Genomic DNA, 19,793 nt, shown 5'->3' on the forward strand with positions numbered 1-19,793 from the left:
CAACTATCATTATATATAAATTGTTAATTTGAGTAAATAAAGGAGAGAAAATCTATGACAACAAAATTTATTACAGATCCTTGGGCAAGAATAACAACAAGAAATGGACTAGCAGCAGATGAAGTTATCTCTGCTCTTCAAAAATCAATAAGAAGAGGTTGGACAGAAAAAGCTTGTGAATTTGCTTATGAAATGTACATAACATCACCTCAAATGGAAGAAAAACTTTGGAGAAGACTTCTTTCAATATCAGTTGAAGATATTGGAATGGCTAATCCTAATGCTGCTATTCTAGTTAAAAATCTTAATGATATGAGAAGAGAATTTGATTATGCAGATGCTGATAGAGCTATGTTCTTTATTCATGCAATAAGATATCTTGCAGAAAGTGAAAAAGATAGATCAAGTGACCTATTAAAAAATATTGTTATTAAGAGTTTTGCAATGGGCTATGTTCCTGAAATACCAGATATAGCTTTAGATAAACATACAGTAAGAGGTGCTGCTATGGGAAGAGATTCATTCCACTTCTTACATGAAGCAAGTAAGGTAATTCCTGAAGCTAATATTACTAATGATTATAAAGAACGTTACAATGAAATATTAAAAAGCTATGATCCTGAAAAAGTAGTTGAATCAGCTTTTGCTTTTAACAAATGGCAATTTTAATTATTAATACTATATAAACAATAGATTGAGAGGTACAAAGAATGAAAAATAGTAAGTTCTTAGAAAAGCTTGATAATCTTTTATCACCTATTGGTGCAAAGCTTGGAAATCAAAAACATTTAAAATCCATATCAACAGGTATGATGATGACACTTCCCCTTATAGTAATAGGTTCAATTTTCTTAATAATTGCAAATCCACCTATAAATCCAGATATAGTAGATCCAAGCACAGCTAATATATTTATAAAGTTTCTTTTAAGTTGGAAGGAGTTTGCTGTTGAACATTATAAAATTCTTACTGCTCCTTTTGATATGACTATGGGTATCTTTGGAATGATGTCTGCATTTACAATAGCTTACTGCCTTGCAGGAGAATATAAATTAAATGCTGCTATATCAGGACTTATTTCAACTTCATTATTCTTACTTATTTGTGCTCCTAGCGTAGATGGAAATATTTCAACAGCTTTCCTTGGCGCAGATGGATTATTTATAGCAATTATAATAGCTTTAATATCAGTTGAAATATCTAGATTGCTTAGAGATAAAAATCTACAATTTAACTTTCCTGACTCTGTACCACCAGCAGTAACTGCATTTGTTAATTCATTACTTCCAACGCTTATTAACATAATAGTTTTATATGGAATAAATGTTTTTTTAATAGCACAATTTGATATGAACATGCCACAAGCTATAATGAATGTTTTAAATCCAGCTTTAGCAGTAGTAGATAATGTTTGGGGATTCCTAGCTATAATAACATTTTCAAATATATTATGGCTTTTTGGAATAAATGGTTCTTCACTTATATTCCCAATAGTATTTTCACTTGGAATAACTAATACAGGACTTAATAATGAATTAATGGCAGCAGGACAAGATCCAAATGTAGTAATGAATCTACAAATGTATAGATATGCGATAATGGGTGGAGCTGGTAATACTCTAGGACTTGTACTTTTGATGATGAAGAGTAAATCAACTCATCTTAAATCACTTGGAAAAGTTTCTATAGTACCTGGTATCTGTGGAATTAATGAACCTATAATTTTTGGAGGTCCAATAGTATTTAACCCAATACTTGCAATTCCATTTATATTAATGCCTATAATAACAGTTTTACTTGGATACTTTGTTCAAACAATAGGGTTTGTAACTCCAGGATTTATGGTAGATCCTTCATTTACTCCATTCTTTGCACAGGCTTATCTTTCAGGAATGGACTTTAAAAATGTAATATTTGTATTTACATTAGTTGCTATAAGCTTAGTAGTTTACTATCCATTCTTTAAAGTATATGAAAAAAATATGTTAAAAACAGAAGAAGTTTAAATAAAAAAAGGTTATATCTAAAGTAATTAATAACTTTGATATAGCCTTTTTTATTTAAATAATTTTATTCAAATGGGTAAACAAGTCCCCATTGTTCTCTTACTTCATTTAAAATATTTGTAACATCTATTGTAAGCTCTAATTGTTTTTCTCCAGTTTTATTTGTAATATACTCCTGCATATCTTCTACTTCATAGGCTAAAGCTTTTGAAGTATCACCAAGTTTAATTTCTTCTACTCTCCCATCTTCTGTATAAGTAATTGTAGCTTTATCTGCTCTTGGATAATCAGTTACTTCTATATATCCTTTTTCTCCAGCAACAATTCCTCTTTTAGGTTGTTTTGCTCTCATAGTTAAAGAAACTACAGCCATTTGCCCTTCATCATTTTTCATTATTATTCCTGATTGTTCATCTACTCCAGTTTCAAAAAGTTTTGCCATAGTTACAATATTACTTGGATTACTCTCCATAAAGAATCTAGCAAATGAAACTGCATAAACTCCTATATCAAGTAATGCTCCTCCAGCAAGTTCTTTATTAAAGAATCTATTTGTTACATCATATTCCTTACAACTTCCAAAGCTAACTTGGACCATTTTAACTTTACCGATAACTCCAGAATCAATAATCTCTCTTAATTTTTTATAAAGTGGCATATGATATAATGTCATAGCCTCAGCTACAACTACATTTTTCTCTTTTGCAATAGAAACTATCTCATTAAGTTGCTTTGCATTAACTGTAATAGCCTTTTCACATAATACATGTTTTCCATTTTGAACTGCTTTTAATAAATATTCATAATGGGCATTATGTGGAGTTGCAATATAAACTATATCAACATTAGGATCTTTTATTAAATCATCACAAGTATCATAAACCCTTGATACATTAAATTCCTTTGCAAATCTTTTTGCTTTTTCTAAGTTACTATTAGCAACACCATAAACTTCTCCATTAACCTCATTTAGTGATTTTGCCATTTCTCTACCTATATTACCTGCTCCTAAAATAGCCCAATTGTATTTTTTCATTTAAATCCCTCTTTCCTTTATTTATATAAGATTATATCATCTTATTATTTATCTCCATATTTTTAATACTAAAAATAATACTATATATCTTATTAATAATAAATCCTCGTCTAGACCTAAAAAAAATCTGTATTATAAAATTAATTATAATACAGATTCTATAAATAATATTAAATTCTATAATTCTTCTCTGATAGCTTTAGCAGCTTTGACCATATTTATAAGACTTGGTTTTGTTTCAGTCATTCCTCTAGTTTTAAGTCCACAATCAGGATTTATCCATATCTTATTTTTATCAAGTTTACCAAGAATGATTCTTATTAAATCTTTTATTTCATCTTCCTTAGGTATTCTTGGTGAATGTATATCATATACCCCTGGTCCTATTTCAAGTTTAAAATTACTTTCTCTTAAGAAATCAAGAAGTGAAAAATCTGATCTTGCAGCTTCTATAGATATAACGTCAGCATCCATATCTTCAATAGCTTTAACTATATCAGAAAATTCACTATAACACATATGTGTATGGATTGATGTAGAAGCTTCTACTTTTGAATTTGTAAGTCTAAATGCTGGTATAGCCCAATCTAGATATTCACTATTCCATTCAACTTTTCTAAGAGGTAATTTTTCTCTTAAAGCGGCTTCATCAATTTGAATTATTTTAATTCCGTTGTTTTGAAGATCTAAAACTTCATCTCCTATAGCAAGTCCTATTTGGTATGCTATATTTTTAAGATCTAAATCTTCTCTTGGGAATGACCAGTTTAATATAGTAATAGGTCCTGTAAGCATTCCCTTAACAGGCTTATCTGTTAAACTTTGAGCAAATTTACTCCAACTAACTGTAAGCTCTTTACTTCTATTTATATCTCCAAAAATTATAGGTGGCTTAACTCCTCTAGTTCCATAAGATTGAACCCATCCATTTAAAGTAAAAATAAATCCATCTAAAAGTCTTCCAAAATACTCAACCATATCAGTTCTTTCATATTCGCCATGAACTAAAACATCTATACCTATTTCTTCTTGGAATCTTATAATTTCACTGGTCTTTTCCTTTAAATTATTTTCATATTCTTCTTTTGTTACCTCTCCATCTCTAAATGCCTTTCTTATTTTCTTTATTTCAGATGTTTGAGGGAAGGAACCTATAGTTGTAGTTGGTAGTATTGGTAACTTTAATTTCTCATGTTGAATAGCTCTTCTATCTTCAAATTCTTCTTTTCTATTAAAATCTTCTGCTTTTAAAGAATTAACTCTATCTCTAACTTTTTTATTAAAGCAAAGGGCACTCTCACTTTTAGCTTTAATAATTCTTTGATTTTCTATAAAATTTTTATTTAATTTATAATCCTTATCATCAACTAATGTTTTTAATTGATTAAGCTCATCTAACTTTTCTTCTGCAAAAACTAAAGTTTCTTTAAACTCTTCTGATAATAAACCTTCATTTTTAACTGTATATGGTATATGAAGAAGTGAACAGCTTGTACCTATTACTAAATTTTCTTCTGCTACATATTTTCTTAATTCATTTACTGTTTCTAAAGTATCCTTATAATTATTTCTCCATATATTTTTACCATTTACAAGTCCAGCCACTAATATTTTATCTTTACTAAATCCATTTTCTTTTATTAAATCAAGGGTTTTATGCCCTTCTATAAAATCCAATGCATAAGCATCAAAATCTAATTTAAGTAAATCATTATAAATATCTCTTACATCTCCAAAGTAAGTTTGTAGTAAAACCTTATAATCATGCTTTGTATTTAATAACTCTGAATATATTTTATTAAATATTTCTTTATCTTCATTATCTAAATCAGTTACTAGAATTGGTTCATCTATTTGTAAATTCTTTATTCCAAGTTCATTAAACTTAGATAAAATATCAGAATAAACATTAATTAAACTCTCAATCCAATCAAATTTTGTTTTATTTCCCTTAATATTTGTAAGCTTTAAAAATGTAAAAGGTCCAATAATTACAGGTTTTGTTTCTATTCCTAGTTCCTTTGCTTCTTTATATAAATCAAAAGGTTTAGTATCATTAATTCTTAATACTGTATCATCTTCAAGCTCTGGAACTATATAATGATAATTTGTATTAAACCACTTTTTCATAGGCAAAGCTTTAACATCATTATTATCCTTTTGATATCCTCTTGCCATAGCAAAATAAGTATCTAAATCTGAAATATTTAATTCTTTATATCTATTTGGAATTACATTTAAAAGAAATGCTGTATCTAAAACATTATCATAAAAAGAAAAATCATTTGATGGAATTATATCTAATCCTTTTTCTTTTTGAATCTGCCAATAATGTCTTCTTAACTCTTTTGCTGTCTTTTTAAGTTCTAATTCCGTAATATTATTTTTAAAATAAGACTCTGTTACAAATTTTAATTCTCTATGTTCCCCTATTCTTGGATATCCTACTATTGTTGATTTAAGCATTTTTAACTCCCCCTTAAATTTACTTATTACATTTAATTATTCTAATTTAAAAATTCTAATAAAATCCCTCACCATTTAAAAACTTATTCCCCATCTAAAAAAATATGCACTAGAGAATAAATCTCTAGTGCATGAAAAAACATACTCTATCAATCACTCTCTTATCTATTAGTTTTCACTACAGGAATTAGCACCATATACTTCTATAAATATTGGTTGCTGGGTTTCATAGGGCCAGTCCCTCCACCGCTCTTGATAAGAATTTTTATTAATTTTATTGATAGTATAACGCGATTTGGATATTTTTGTCAATATATTTTTTATAATTTTAATAAAATTATTTATTAATCAAAATATATGTCTCTAAATTATATTTATAAAAAATAAAAAAAGCTATCTATTTAAGATAGCTAAAGTTTAATCATAAAGTCTATTTCTCATGAAAAATGATATAGCATAAATTGCACTAAGACCAACTAAAACATAAATTATATTACTTACAATACCAACTCCAAAAATAAGAGTAACTAAATTAAATTGGAATAAACCTATAAGACCCCAATTTAATCCTCCGATAATAACTAAAATTAATACTATAATATCTAATATTCTCAATTTAATCACTTCCTTTACTCTTATTATTTACAAAAATATAAATTTTATTTATATTTTTTTATAAAAAAATAAAAGTTATCTCAAAAGAGATAACTTTTACTTTATTACTAAGGTATTAGTTTAAAGCTACTAATTTATGAACTTTTCCATCAACTTTTACTGATATATGTGAAACAGTTTCATTTACTATTTCAGCTGAGATATTCTTTAAATCTCCATCTGTACTAAAGAATAATACATCTCCACCATGACCTGCAAATTGTAATGAACCTTTATCATCTGACCAATCTGATCTTGTAACTTTTCCTTTACTTAAGTATTTAACTCTATATTTACCTTCTGATTTTTCTAATATATTTATATCTATAACTCCATCTGTCATAAACTTAACTGTTACTGATTGATGAGGTTTATTCATTGTAAACTTATTTCCTTCTATAGTAACATCTGTGTCAGCTGTTGTTAATTGAATTTCTACTTTTTCTGAAGGACTTATAAATAATTCTCCTTCTTCTGGATTATTTGTTTTTCTTAAAATCATCTTATCTACCATCTTTAGTACCCTCTTTTCATAATATTTTATTAATTTAATAAAATAAACCCTTATATTTTATACTATAAATCAATATACTTGATATAAAGTTTTATCAATATTTTATTTTTAAATTATATATAACTTAAATTTATTATTTATAAACTTCTAAAATCTTTAAAAATTTAATCAATTGATTAACTAGGCTAAGTATAGCACCATTTTTTATAATGTGCATATTTGGTAATTATAAAAAATACAGTTAAATAATCATAAATCTTAAAATTGATAAGTATTTTTCTAAACTTTATATTCTTTTATATCAAACTAAACTTATCTATCTAAATTTTAATAAAAAAAATAATACTATTTCATAAATCTAATTACCATATTTGGTATATAAATTCCAATTATTTTTATATATAAAATATTTAAATTATAATTTTTCTAAATATAAAGTAAACATTTATTAAGAATATATTCTTAAATAATATAATATTCTCAATTAAGATTTTATTTTCATTATTGAGTATGAACTTAAATTTGGAAATTATAATTCTATTTTACTCCCTATCTAATTATATAATATAAATAAAAAGATAGCTTTTAGTATGCTGATAAAATCAGCATTATTTTAAACTCCACTTAAATAATACAAAATTTATTAAAACTTTGTTATTTTACTATTGAAATTAAATTTGCTAAAATATATGAAATTAAAGAAAATATTAATGCAACAAATAAGAAGGTAATAAGTAATATGTTATAACTTAATACTAAATAAATTAGTTGATTAAAGCTAATTCCTAAAAGTAAAAAAACTCCACAAATTAAAAAATTTAATAAGAATATAAATATTAATCCATCCAGTGAATTATTAATATCAGCCCTACTTAGAGACATATGATTACTTATAGAAAAAACTATAAATAAAAATATCCAAAACTTAATTGATATAATATTATCCCAAGCAAACAAAGTTTTTATTATTAACCAACTATCTTTTATTAGAATTTCTAAAAAAGATGCTAAGTTAAAATGATTAGATAAGTTTATATAACTACTAAAGCTAAACTTAGATATGATAATATCCCAACTTTGAGGTAATAATAATCTGAATAATAAGATTATTATAGCTGTTCCAAATAATATAGGAGCTATTCCTATAAAAAAGTTTCCGACTCTCGCATATGGATTTTTTCTATTATAAGAATGATTTACATAGCCAAGCGTGTTATCCTTAATTTTAAATGAAAATAACTTCACATTATTTACTTTATGAAAAAATATTTTACACATCAAAAAATGACTTAGCTCATGAATAATAGTCCCTATCATTCCTGTTATAATTATAGACTTTTCCCCATAATTTCTAAGTAAAATCTTTAACGTTGCCCTCTCTATTACTCCTAATAATAAACCAAAAATTATAAATACAGCTACTAAAGCAACTGTTAATATTACTGATATTTTGACTACAAAAAACAAAATTAAACTCCTCCAATTACTCTCTTATAAAATAAAATTAAAGCTATAATTATATTTTTTACTTTACTAAAAACCTTTAAAAATTTATTATTTATAATAATTATAAGGATTTTATATAAAAATTACTTTACTGTAAATTATATTTTCTATCTTATAATTATACCAGAATTTAAAATCTATTTATAAAATCCTCCTTCTAAATTTCAAGTTTTAATTAATTATTCTAAACTAAAGTAACCAAAATGTTACTTGCTTTATTAATAAATATTCTTATATAATATACATGAAAGCGTTTACTGAATTTAAATTTTTATTTAAATTGATAAATACATAAAAAACAAAAGAAAAATGAAAGGAAGAGATTATTATGGCTACACAACGATCTCAAGCTACTCGTTCATTAAATAGTAATATTATTTTTGTTATTGGTGCACTTGGTGGTTTACTCTTTGGTTTTGATACTGGTATCATTTCTGGTGCATCACCACTTATTGAAAAAGCACTACATTTAACAGTTTCTCAAATTAGTTTTGTAACTTCTGCAGTCCTTATTGGTTCTTGTGTGGGAGCTCTAACTATTGGTGGATTATCTGATAAATATGGACGTAAGCTATTATTATTTATATCTTCTATACTCTTTATTATTGGAGCGTTAATGTCAGCTTTTGCTCCTGATTTTATAATTATGGTAATAGCTAGAATTATTTTAGGTTTAGCAGTTGGTTCTGCATCTGCACTAACTCCAGCTTATTTAGCCGAACTTTCACCTAAGGAAAGACGTGGATCATTAGAAACACTTTTCCAACTTATGATTACTGCAGGAATTTTACTTGCATATATAGCAAATATTGGCTTCCTTAATCATAATATTGCAGGTTGGGCTGATTGGAGATGGATGCTTTTAACTGCATTTATTCCTGCTTTAGCATTATTTATTGGAAGTATAATTCTTCCTGAATCACCTCATTTTCTTATTCGTATGGGGAAAGAAGATGAATCAAAGCAAGTACTAACACAATTAAGACCAAGCTATACTGCTGAACAAATAAAAAGTGAATTTCATGATATACAAAATGCTAATTCTCAAAACCATAAAGGTGGAGTAAAAGAATTATTCACTATAGCTAGACCAGCTCTTATAGCTGCTATCGGAATTATGTTATTCCAACAGCTAGTTGGAATTAATTCTGTTATTTACTATCTTCCACAAGTTTTTATCGAAGGATTCCATTTTTCCGCTAGTTCAGCAATTTGGATTTCTGTAGGTATAGGTGTGGTTAACTTCTTATCAACAATTGTAGCTACTATTATTATGGATAAATTCCCTCGTAAGAAATTACTAATATGGGGTGCTTTCGTAATGGGAGTTTCACTTGCTATACTATGTATTATTAACTACACAATAAATATTGAAACAGCTGCTGTATATACTATTATTCTTATTGCAATCTATATTTTTGGATTTGCTGTTTCATGGGGACCTCTTGCTTGGGTACTTATTGGAGAAATATTCCCATTAAATGTTCGTGGAGTAGGATCTTCCTTTGGTTCTGCAGCAAATTGGATAGGAAATTTTGTCGTAACACAATTCTTCTTAATCATTCTTGCTCTTTTCCACAATAACGTAGGTGGACCTTTTGGAATTTTTGCAGTCTTTGCTTTTCTATCTATTCCATTTGTCATGCGTTATGTTCCAGAAACTCATGGTAAATCACTTGAACAAATACAGGATGAATTATTAAAAAAAAATAAGTAAAATTAAATATAAAGTTAAACTAAGAAAATAGATTAAAATAAAAAAGGTATTGGATTCTCGAATTATCCAATACCTTTTCTTTATTTTCTTGAGTTTTCTATTTCATTAAATCTAATATTTCTTTAGTAGTTCTTAATTTACCCATTCTTGGGAATATAAATTTTGATAAATATTCATGTTCTTCTTTAACTAATCCTGTCATTGCATCCATTGCAAATATTTGATTATATCCTCTTTGGAATGCTTCTCTTGCTGTAGTATCAACTCCTACACCTGTAGCTATACCACAAAGAATTATTGTATCTATTCCTCTTCTTCTTAATTGAAGGTCAAGTTCTGTTCCATAAAAAGCTCCCCATTGTCTCTTAGTAATTACATGAGCTCCTTCAATTTCTGAAAGTTCTGGAACTATTACATCCCAACCTGCTTGTGGTATAGTAGCATTTGATTCTACAGGATCTAATGCTGGATGTAAGGCATCCTTTCCATCAGTAAATGAAACTCTTACCAAGAAAATTTCTCCACCTTTTTCTTTTAAAGCTTTAGCTAACTTTGCTGAATTATCAACAACTTCTTTTCCACTATAAGGAGCAAGTCCTTCTCTCTTAGCTATTCCTTCTTGTAAATCTATTACTACTATAGCAGTCTTTTTATAATCTATTGTATCTATATTACTCATATTAAAATCACTCCATTTTCTTTAGTTATAAATATATTATAGTCATAAACTATAATATATAGTTTACTATTTTATTACAAGATAAATAAACAAGACTCTCAAATTTATTTATCTATATTAATATTTCTAAAATATATAAACTCTATACAATCAATCTATTTATCACTTAAAAATTCAACACCTATTTGTTTTCTTATTTCATCTAATACCTCTATAACCATTCTAGAATTTTCCAATTTATTTATATCTGATTCTTTTTTACCTAATTTAATAGAATTTATAAAATCATCTATTTCATAAAACATATCATTATCAAGCTCTTCTTTATAGATAATTTCTTCTCTACTATCTTTATATACTATCTTTACATTACTAAATCTAATATTATCAGCTATAATAATGCCTTCTTCCCCTTGAATTTCAATAGGTAATTTAGAATTAGATATTTTAGAGTATAGTATACTAGCGTCAAAAGTACCATAATTAAATATAGCACTTCCTTGTCCATCAATACCTGTATCCATAATATATGCATTTGATATAATAAATTTTGGAGTTCCAAAAAGATTAATCATAGGAGCTATACAATAAACTCCTATATCCATTAATGCTCCAGCTGCCATTTCTCTATTAAATATATTATGAATTATTCCCTTCTCTTTATAATCATCGTATCTAGAAGAATATTGGCAATATGAAGCAAAGTATCTTCTTATAGTACCAATTTTATATAAATTTTCTTTAAGCTTTATGAACCCTGGAGAACTTGTACTCCTCATTGCTTCAACTAGTAAAACATTATTTTCTCTAGCACATCTAATCATAGAATCTACTTCTTCAACATTAGTTGCAAAAGCTTTTTCACAAAGAACATGCTTTTTATTCTTAAGCATTAAAACTGCCTGTTTACAATGAAAAGCATTTGGTGATGCTATATAAACTGCATCAAAATCTTCTGACTTTGCAAACTCCTCTAAATTATTAAAAAATAATCTTGCCCCAAATCTTTTACCAAAATCTTTTGCCCTATTTATATCTCTAGAATACATAGCCACAAATTCGAAATCTTTTTGTTTATTTGCAGCTTGTAAAAATTCTTCAACTATTTTTCCTGAACCTATAATTCCAAATTTAATTTTAAACATAATTTACTCCTTATTTATCTTTATTTATATGTAAAAAATTTCTATAATTTATATTATATAATTTATTTATTTAAAATAAAACTTAATCTATACAATTATTTATAACTACATAAATGTTTACACTTTCGTTTGTGTTTACGTTTGTGTTTTTAAAAATATTTATAAAATCTATAAAATAGCTATATAACTCAAAAGGTGAACTAATTTAAATAAAATTTATATTAAAAATATTAAATTAAAAAATACCAACAAGTTAATTATTATCTCTGTATCTAAAGATGCTTCCCGTAATATTTAGCTATCTTAAATAGTAGTTTATTCACACTACTTTTATATAAAAGATAAATTTATATATGAGATTCTTATGAATCTTTATTTATAAAAATAAAGGAGATATTTTACTATCTCCTCTACTATTTATTAAAATTCCATTCGCTATAAAATTTTTCTAAAAATCCTAACATATATTCATTCCTATCAGTTGCAATTTTCTTAGCAGTATCAGTATTCATTAAATCTTTTAACTTTAATAATTTCTCATAAAAATGATTTATAGTATGATTTTTAGTATTTTTAACTTCTTCTAAACTATTAAATTCTATTGGCTTAATATCTGGATCATACATTAAATTATTCTTATATCCACCATATGCAAAAGTTCTAGCGATCCCAATTGCTCCAATAGCATCTAACCTATCAGCATCTTGAACAACTTTTCCTTCTATAGTTTTTTGACTTGAATCAATAACTCCACCTTTAAATGACATTATATTTATTATTTCTATTATTTTATCAATAGATTCATTATCAATATTCATAAAATTTAAAATTCTATAGGTTTCTGAGTAATCAGTCTCATTCTCTATCTCCTTCTTAAATTTCCAATCATCTATATCATGTAAAAGAGCACTCATTTTAATAATAAATTCATCTCCACCTTCTTCTTTTGCCAGAAAACTAGCTAAATTATAAACTCTTTCTATATGATACCAATCATGCCCACTTCCATCTCCATATAATTTATCTTTAACAATATTTTTTGTTTCTTCAATAATTCTTTCTTTATCCATAATTCCTCTCTCTCCTAAACATATAACTATATAAATTAAAATCTACCTTTAATATTAAAGGTAGATTTTTTATAAAATTTATTAATTTTTATTTTGCTCTGTTTGATTAACTTCTTCTACATTTGTAGATTCATTTGTATTAGTAGATTCATTTTGATTATTATCTTTATTTGGTTCTAAATTACTTTCTTCACTAGAAGTATTCTCAGCATTTTCACCTGAGTTACTTTCTTCTTCTACCTTATTATCATTATTATTAGAATTTGTATCTGATACACCCTGTATCTTTGTATTATTTACTGGAGTACTAGTTTCTGTTTCTTTTGAATCACTAGTAAATAATCCTTTAAACCAATTCCAAATCTTATTAAAGAATCCTTGAGCTTCTTCAGCAGTTGGAAGTTTTATAGCATCTTTTTCAGTAGCATCAACTTTTACACTATCTCCAAGCATTTCATCATTAGTTGAACCTAAAATACCTAAATCTTCTTCTCCCTTAAAGATTCCAGCAAACCAGTCACCTATACCTGAGAACCAATTTTTAACCTTATCAAAAAAGCCTGTTGAAATACTTTCTCCCATAACCTCTAATTTATCACTAATATCTTTACCTACATTTTCTAATGTATTTTTCATACTTTCATAATTATAATCTTGCTTAGAGATTTTAGCCATTAAGCTTTCTAAATCTTTTTGTTGTTTAGGAGTAAGCGTTATATTATAATTATTAGTTACATTATTTATAGTTTCAGCTATTTGTACTGTATCTTTTGTATTATTTTTTATAATTTCAGTCTTTATCTCATTAATAGCACCTGTAGCTTTTTCTTGTCCTACATCTTTACCTATATCACCTGTTATTACTAATTCTTCAGAAGCTAATTCCTTCTTTGTTTCATCAAGCTTTTCTCCAGTAGCATCTTCAAAAGCTTTCATAACTCCTGTTAAAGCTCCTGTACCACTAACCCCACCTGCAAGAGGAGTCATCGCAATAACATTGGCATCTTCAACTCCTGATGTAGCTAAAGTACTTGCTATCATAGATGATGTTACATATGTTAAGTTAACTGTTTTAACTTTAACACCACTTCCTGGCTCTGTTGGTTGAACATAAGCACATGAATAAGTTCTATGACCAATTTGAGCTTCTGGAGCTATACCCTCTAAATATTTTCTTTCCTCCTGATTATTTACTTCTAATATAGCAACTTCATTTTTCTTAACACCAAAATAATCTAAAACAACCTGTTTTTGCTCTGCACTTAAATCTTTCCCTAAAGTTACAACATTTGCACCATCAGCAAATGCTGGACTTATTCCACCGATAATTAAACTTCCACACAAAGCTAACACAGTTAAATTTTTTTTAATACCCATTTTTTAATTTCCCCCATAAAAAATCTATTTTCTTTATTCTAACACATATTATTACTATATGATTTAATTACATAAAAAAGTAATTTATTAGAAATAAATAAAATATTTTATTCACATATATTTTTATATTTATCCATATTTTGAAAAATAATTTTCTATTATATATTATAACAAACAAAAATGTAAACACTTTTGTTTGTGTTTACATTTTTGTTTACATTTGTGTTTGTCTATAAAAAATAACTCATTTAAACTATTTTAAATGAGTTATCTATCTATTTTATTTATTATTAAAGTTACAAGCACTCAAATTAACTATTATTATTAATATTAAATATATCAAGTAACGCATCTTCAAATAATTTTTTTTCTTCTAACATAGGTCTATGCCCTGAATTTTTTATAATATATATTTTCTTATGTGGTGCTATTATTTTATCAAAATATCTCTTAGCTAATATAGTTGGTACCTGCCAATCATTTTCTCCTAGAATATAATATACTGGAACTTTATATTCATAACTTTGCTTATTTAAATTAAATTTTATTAAATACTCCATAAGTTTTTCATTTGCTTTTAAACCTTTTATCATAGCTCTAATATCTGAAAATCTAAATATAGGACTTCTAAGAAAGTTTTTTATCATAGAAAAGTTTATAACTACTGCTAATTTATACTTCTGTTGTATTAAGTTTAATTTAACAAGCTTTGCTTTCATAGATTTTGTATATGATTTTTCAGGATATTCTCCAAATGATTTTATAATTTTTAAATACCTTTTATTCTTTGATTTTTTGACCTCTTCTTTAACTTTCTCATAAGCAAGTTTTTCATTTTCAAACATATCAACTACTTGACCAACACCTATATAATATTCAACTTCCTCAGGATATTTTTTTACAAAGTCAGTTCCTAAAACACTTCCCCATGAATATCCCATTATTACTATCTTTCTTTTATTATAAATTTTCTTAAGATATTTAACTATTTCCAACAGATCTAACATTAGTTGTTCCATAATTGGATAATTCTTTTTACTAGGATTCTTAATAAGAGTTTTTCCTGAACCTCGTTGATCCCAGTGAACAACTGTATAATTTTCTTCCCATTTATCTTGAACAATATAAGCATATATTGACTCAACACTCCCTGGTCCTCCATGTAAAAATAACATTACAGGATTATCTATATTTTTACTAGAATGAAATAAGTATTGCTCGATTCCATTAATTTCTATATATTCTTCAAGATAAACACTTTTATCACTTACTTTTATCATACCTTACACCTCCCCCAATCTATTTTTGTATACATAATTTTATTATTATATTCTAATAAATTCAAGTTAGTAAATATTACATAAGAGCCAAAATCATCATATCTATACTAGTAAGATTATATTATTAAATAAAAAAAACTACCTAATTTAAAGGCAGTTTTTTTAAGATATATTATTTTTTCATTATTTCATCTAATGTATGCCATGCAAGAACTGCACATTTAACTCTAGCTGGCATATTTGAAATATTCTTTAAAACCATAGCATCTTCTAATACTTCTAGTTCTTCATCATCTTTTATATCTCTTTTAATCATTCCTATAAACTTTTCAATAAGCTCTGCTGCTTCTGCTTTTGTTTTTCCTTTTATAAGGTCAATCATCATTGATGTTGAAGCTTGAGAAATAGCACAACCTGATCCTGTAAATGCTATATCAGCAATTATATCTCCATCAAACTTAACTTCTATTTCTATTTCATCCCCACAGCTTGGATTATGTCCTTTTTCAGAAATATCAGAATTCTCTAATTTCCTTCTATTTCTTTTTGACATATTATGCTCCATTATAAGCTCTGTATAAATTTCGTTTAAATTCATTCTATCCATCTTAAATCCACCTTTTAAACATATTATAAATATCTTCTATAGCCTCTATAAGCTTATCAACATCTTCTTTTGTATTATAGAAGTAAAAACTTGCTCTACATGTTGAATTAACTCCCATATATCTAAGTAATGGTTGAGCGCAATGGTTTCCTGCTCTTATGGCAATTCCATGAGTATCAAGTATACTTGTAACATCATGTGAATGAACTCCTTCTATTTCAAATGAAATTACTCCCTCTTTCTTTTCAATATCTTTTGTTCCATAAACAGTTACATAAGGAAGTTTTTCAAATCTTTCTAAAGCATAAGCTACAAGTTCTTTTTCAATTCTTTCAACTTCATCCATTCCAAGTTCTTCAAGATAATCAATAGCTGCTGAAAGTCCTACAGCTCCACCAACATTTTGAGTACCTCCTTCAAATTTATATGGAAGTACATCAAATGTAGCACTATCTTCATAAACATATTCAACCATATCTCCACCATACATAAATGGAGGCATTGCTTCTAAAAGTTCCTTCTTTCCATATAAAACACCTATGCCCATAGGAGCAAGCATTTTATGTCCTGAAAATACTAAGAAATCAGCATCTAATTCTTGAACATTTATTTTTTGATGTGGTATAAGTTGTGCACCATCAATAATAATCTTTGCTCCAACTTCATGAGCCTTAGATACTAATTTATATATAGGATTCTTAACTCCTAAAACATTTGATACACCTGTAACACTCACAAGCTTTGTTTTTTCAGTAATCTTACTATTTATTTCTTCATCTGTAAGTTCACCATTCTCATCTACATACATGTATTTTAAAGTAGCTTTCTTAACTCTAGCTACATTTTGCCAAGGAATAAGATTTGAGTGATGCTCTGCTATTGAAATAACAATTTCATCACCTTCATTTATAAATTCCATTCCATAGCACATAGCTAAAAGATTAAATGCTTCTGTTGAATTCTTAGTAAAGATAATTTCTTCTGTTCTTTTAGCACCTATAAAGTCTTTTACTTTTTCTCTAGCATCCTCATAAGCTTTTGTAGATGCTATGCTAAGAGCATAAGCACCTCTATGAGGATTAGCATTTTCTGTCTTATAATAATTATCAACAGCTTCCATAACGCTAAGTGGTTTTTGTGTTGTAGCCCCACTATCTAAATAAACAACTCTCTTCCCATCTTCATTTAAAGCAAGAGTAGGAAAATCTTTATAAAAATCTCTATTTTCCATTTACCAATCTCTCCTCAATGTAAGCTAAAACTTCTTCTTTTATAGCTTCGTTTTCTATTTCATCAATAATAGGATTAAATTCAGCCTTAATTATAAGAATCTTGGCTTCATCATATGAAAGTCCTCTACTCATTAAATAGAATAATTTATTTTCATCAAGTCTTCCTGAGGCTGCTGCGTGTTCTCCAGAAACATCATCTTCTTCACAAAGTAAAAGTGGAACTGATCTTGATCTTGCTCTATCTGAAAGTAATAAGCAATATTCTTCTTCTGCTCCAGTACTTCTAGTAGCACCTCTCTTAAAATCAATTGTTCCTTTAAAGTTCTTTACAGCATGATCTTTTAAAGCACCTTTAATATTCATTTCATTTTCTGTCTTTTTAGCTCTAGCAGTCATAACATAGTTTAAATCTATAGTTTCTTTATCTGCTCCTATATAAACAGCTGAAAGTTCCCCCTTTGAACTTTCTCCAACTAAATCTCCTTCATAGTTTGAAATAGTTGTTTCTCCACCAAGTTCAATAGCTACAAAGTGAACATTTGCATTTTCCTTTATATCTGATTGATTAGAATCAAAAGTTTTTACCTTATTATTAAATAAATTTACTTTTGTTAGCTTAACCTCTGCATTTTCTTTTGCAAAAACTCTAGCTACTCCATTATGATATCCTTCTGAATCATCTACTGATTTATATCTTACTATAACACTTATTTTAGAGTCCTTTTCTGCTTCAACTAAGATATTATCAATAAGAGTTTTGTTCATTTCATCCATTTCGAAGTCTATTATTATAGGTTCTTCTAATTTTACGCCTTCTGCTACTCTTATTAAAGTACCATTATTATATTTTTCTTCTGCTTCTTCAATAAGTTCTTTTCCTACACCATATCTAAATTCTTTTAAATTTTCAAATCTTTCTCTGTGAAGATATTCAACTGATAATCCTTCTTGATCATATCCCTTTATTACCATTGTTTTAAAATCTTTTATTCTTGGTGTTTCATACTTAATACTTATTTCATTTACTTTTGTTTTCTTTCCTGTTCTTACAGGTATTTTATTTAAATCTTTAAATTTTATACTATCCATTATCCGATACTCCCTTCAAGTTCAAGAGTAATTAAATTATTCATTTCAACTGCATATTCTAAAGGTAATTCCTTTGATATAGGTTCAACAAATCCTCTAACTATCATAGCTTTTGCTTCTTCTTCACTAATACCTCTAGACATTAGATAGAAGATAGCATCATCACTTATCTTACCAATTTTAGCTTCATGACTTATTTCAACAGCATCTGTTGCTAAATCGATAACTGGAATAGTATCTGATTTTGATTCTTGGTCAAGCATTAATGATTCACAAGAAACTGTTGATTTTGAACCTTCAGCATGTGGCATTACTTGAACAAGTCCTCTGTATGTTGCTATTCCTCCATTTTTTGAAATTGACTTAGAATTTATTGTTGAAGAAGTATTCTTAGCTGCATGAATAACTTTTGCTCCTGTATCTAAGTTTTGTCCATGTCCTGCGAATGAAACTCCTGTGAATTCTGACTTAGCATTTTCTCCTCTTAAGAAGCTTGTTGGATATAACATTGAAATTTTTGAACCAAATGAACCTGAAACCCATTCTATTAATCCATCTTTATCAACTAAAGCTTTCTTTGTATTAAGGTTTAACATGTTCTTAGACCAGTTTTCTATTGTTGAATATCTAAGTTTTGCTCCTTCTTTTACAAACAATTCAACACATCCAGCATGTAAATTTGTAAGATTGTATTTTGGAGCTGAACATCCTTCTATAAAGTGAAGACTTGCTCCTTTTTCAACTATTATTAATGTATGCTCAAATTGACCTGCCCCAGGTGAATTTAATCTAAAGTATGATTGAAGTGGCATGTCTACATGAACACCTTCTGGTACATAAACAAATGAACCACCTGACCACACAGCCCCATGAAGAGCTGCAAATTTATGATCATTTACTGGAACACATTTCATGAAATACTTTTTAACTATATCTTCATGTTCTATAAGTGCTGTTTCCATATCTGTATAAATAACTCCTTGTTCAACAAGTTCTTCTTTTATACTATGATAAACAACTTCTGAATCATATTGAGCTCCAACACCTGCAAGAGATTTCTTTTCTGCTTCTGGAATTTTAAGAAGATCAAAAGTATTTCTTATATCCTCTGGTACTTCTTCCCAAGTTTCAGCAAGCTTTCCTTTTGGTCTAACATAAGCTACTATATCATCCATATTAAGCTCACTTAAATCTGGTCCCCATGTTGGCATATCTATTCTATTGTAAGTTTCTAGTGCCTTTAATCTAAATTCTCTCATCCATTGAGGATCATTTTTTTCATTTGATATTTGTTCAACAATTTCTCTTGTTAAACCTCTTTCTGTTTTATAACTAAATTCATCTTCATTTTTTATATCATAAATTCCTCTGTCCATATCTTCGACATAGGTTTTTTTCTTTTCTGCCATATTGCT

General features: G+C 27.2%; 17 protein-coding genes and 1 riboswitch. Of the genes, 3 read left to right on the forward strand and 14 right to left on the reverse strand.

Annotated elements, in window-relative coordinates:
* Positions 1-54 precede the first annotated feature (54 nt).
* Entirely contained in the window at positions 55-669 is a 615-nt protein-coding gene (locus BN8917_RS00805; RefSeq protein ID WP_066869242.1) for an AAA family ATPase, read from the forward strand.
* A 41-nt stretch (positions 670-710) separates the two neighbouring features.
* Positions 711-2,006 (forward strand): PTS sugar transporter subunit IIC, encoded by a 1,296-nt coding sequence (locus BN8917_RS00810; RefSeq protein WP_066869245.1) that lies wholly within the window; start codon positions 711-713, stop codon positions 2,004-2,006.
* 64 nt (positions 2,007-2,070) lie between these two features.
* On the opposite strand, the gene BN8917_RS00815 is transcribed toward BN8917_RS00810, so the two are convergent.
* The 5 genes from BN8917_RS00815 to BN8917_RS00835 all read right to left on the reverse strand — a co-directional run bounded on the left by BN8917_RS00815 (position 2,071) and on the right by BN8917_RS00835 (position 8,143).
* Entirely contained in the window at positions 2,071-3,042 is a 972-nt protein-coding gene (locus BN8917_RS00815; protein ID WP_066869248.1) for a Gfo/Idh/MocA family protein, read from the reverse strand.
* Positions 3,043-3,219: 177 nt separating this feature from the next.
* Positions 3,220-5,508, reverse strand: a complete 2,289-nt coding sequence (gene metE, locus BN8917_RS00820) for a 5-methyltetrahydropteroyltriglutamate--homocysteine S-methyltransferase (RefSeq protein WP_066869250.1) — start codon at positions 5,506-5,508, stop codon at positions 3,220-3,222.
* A 158-nt stretch (positions 5,509-5,666) separates the two neighbouring features.
* Positions 5,667-5,770: riboswitch (SAM riboswitch) on the reverse strand.
* A gap of 155 nt (positions 5,771-5,925) precedes the next feature.
* Entirely contained in the window at positions 5,926-6,123 is a 198-nt protein-coding gene (locus BN8917_RS00825) for a DUF378 domain-containing protein (protein WP_066869253.1), read from the reverse strand.
* Positions 6,124-6,238: 115 nt separating this feature from the next.
* On the reverse strand, positions 6,239-6,676 hold the full coding sequence (locus BN8917_RS00830) for a hypothetical protein (protein WP_066869256.1): 438 nt from the start codon (positions 6,674-6,676) through the stop codon (positions 6,239-6,241).
* A gap of 654 nt (positions 6,677-7,330) precedes the next feature.
* Positions 7,331-8,143 (reverse strand): hypothetical protein, encoded by an 813-nt coding sequence (locus tag BN8917_RS00835; RefSeq protein WP_084748410.1) that lies wholly within the window; start codon positions 8,141-8,143, stop codon positions 7,331-7,333.
* A gap of 367 nt (positions 8,144-8,510) precedes the next feature.
* Here BN8917_RS00835 and BN8917_RS00840 point away from each other — a divergent pair, with 367 nt between their 5' ends.
* Complete coding sequence (locus BN8917_RS00840; protein ID WP_066869262.1) at positions 8,511-9,899, forward strand: sugar porter family MFS transporter; 1,389 nt, start codon at positions 8,511-8,513, stop codon at positions 9,897-9,899.
* A gap of 97 nt (positions 9,900-9,996) precedes the next feature.
* Here the strand turns inward: BN8917_RS00840 and BN8917_RS00845 are convergent, their stop codons facing one another.
* From BN8917_RS00845 to sufB, 9 genes are all read right to left on the reverse strand, one after another.
* A complete protein-coding gene (locus tag BN8917_RS00845) occupies positions 9,997-10,578 on the reverse strand; it encodes an isochorismatase family protein (RefSeq protein WP_066869265.1) in 582 nt (193 codons plus the stop codon).
* 155 nt (positions 10,579-10,733) lie between these two features.
* A complete protein-coding gene (locus tag BN8917_RS00850) occupies positions 10,734-11,723 on the reverse strand; it encodes a Gfo/Idh/MocA family protein (RefSeq protein ID WP_066869268.1) in 990 nt (329 codons plus the stop codon).
* 413 nt (positions 11,724-12,136) lie between these two features.
* Positions 12,137-12,793, reverse strand: coding sequence for an HD domain-containing protein (locus BN8917_RS00855; protein ID WP_066869272.1), 657 nt, complete (start codon positions 12,791-12,793; stop codon positions 12,137-12,139).
* Positions 12,794-12,874: 81 nt separating this feature from the next.
* A complete protein-coding gene (locus BN8917_RS00860) occupies positions 12,875-14,170 on the reverse strand; it encodes a DUF1002 domain-containing protein (RefSeq protein ID WP_066869275.1) in 1,296 nt (431 codons plus the stop codon).
* A gap of 311 nt (positions 14,171-14,481) precedes the next feature.
* A complete protein-coding gene (locus BN8917_RS00865) occupies positions 14,482-15,450 on the reverse strand; it encodes an alpha/beta fold hydrolase (RefSeq protein WP_066869278.1) in 969 nt (322 codons plus the stop codon).
* A 172-nt stretch (positions 15,451-15,622) separates the two neighbouring features.
* On the reverse strand, positions 15,623-16,048 hold the full coding sequence (gene sufU / locus BN8917_RS00870; protein ID WP_066869509.1) for a Fe-S cluster assembly sulfur transfer protein SufU: 426 nt from the start codon (positions 16,046-16,048) through the stop codon (positions 15,623-15,625).
* A 10-nt stretch (positions 16,049-16,058) separates the two neighbouring features.
* On the reverse strand, positions 16,059-17,288 hold the full coding sequence (locus BN8917_RS00875) for a cysteine desulfurase (RefSeq protein WP_066869281.1): 1,230 nt from the start codon (positions 17,286-17,288) through the stop codon (positions 16,059-16,061).
* Positions 17,278-18,378 (reverse strand): Fe-S cluster assembly protein SufD, encoded by a 1,101-nt coding sequence (gene sufD, locus BN8917_RS00880; protein ID WP_066869284.1) that lies wholly within the window; start codon positions 18,376-18,378, stop codon positions 17,278-17,280. Before sufD ends, BN8917_RS00875 begins: the two co-directional genes overlap by 11 nt.
* The gene (gene sufB, locus BN8917_RS00885) at positions 18,378-19,787 is read right to left on the reverse strand and encodes a Fe-S cluster assembly protein SufB (protein ID WP_066869287.1); all 1,410 of its coding nucleotides are present in this window, start codon (positions 19,785-19,787) and stop codon (positions 18,378-18,380) included. Before sufB ends, sufD begins: the two co-directional genes overlap by 1 nt.
* Positions 19,788-19,793: the final 6 nt, after the last annotated feature.

It is taken from the genome of Clostridium mediterraneense (assembly GCF_900091705.1).
GTDB classification, from domain to species: domain Bacteria; phylum Bacillota; class Clostridia; order Clostridiales; family Clostridiaceae; genus Sarcina; species Sarcina mediterraneense.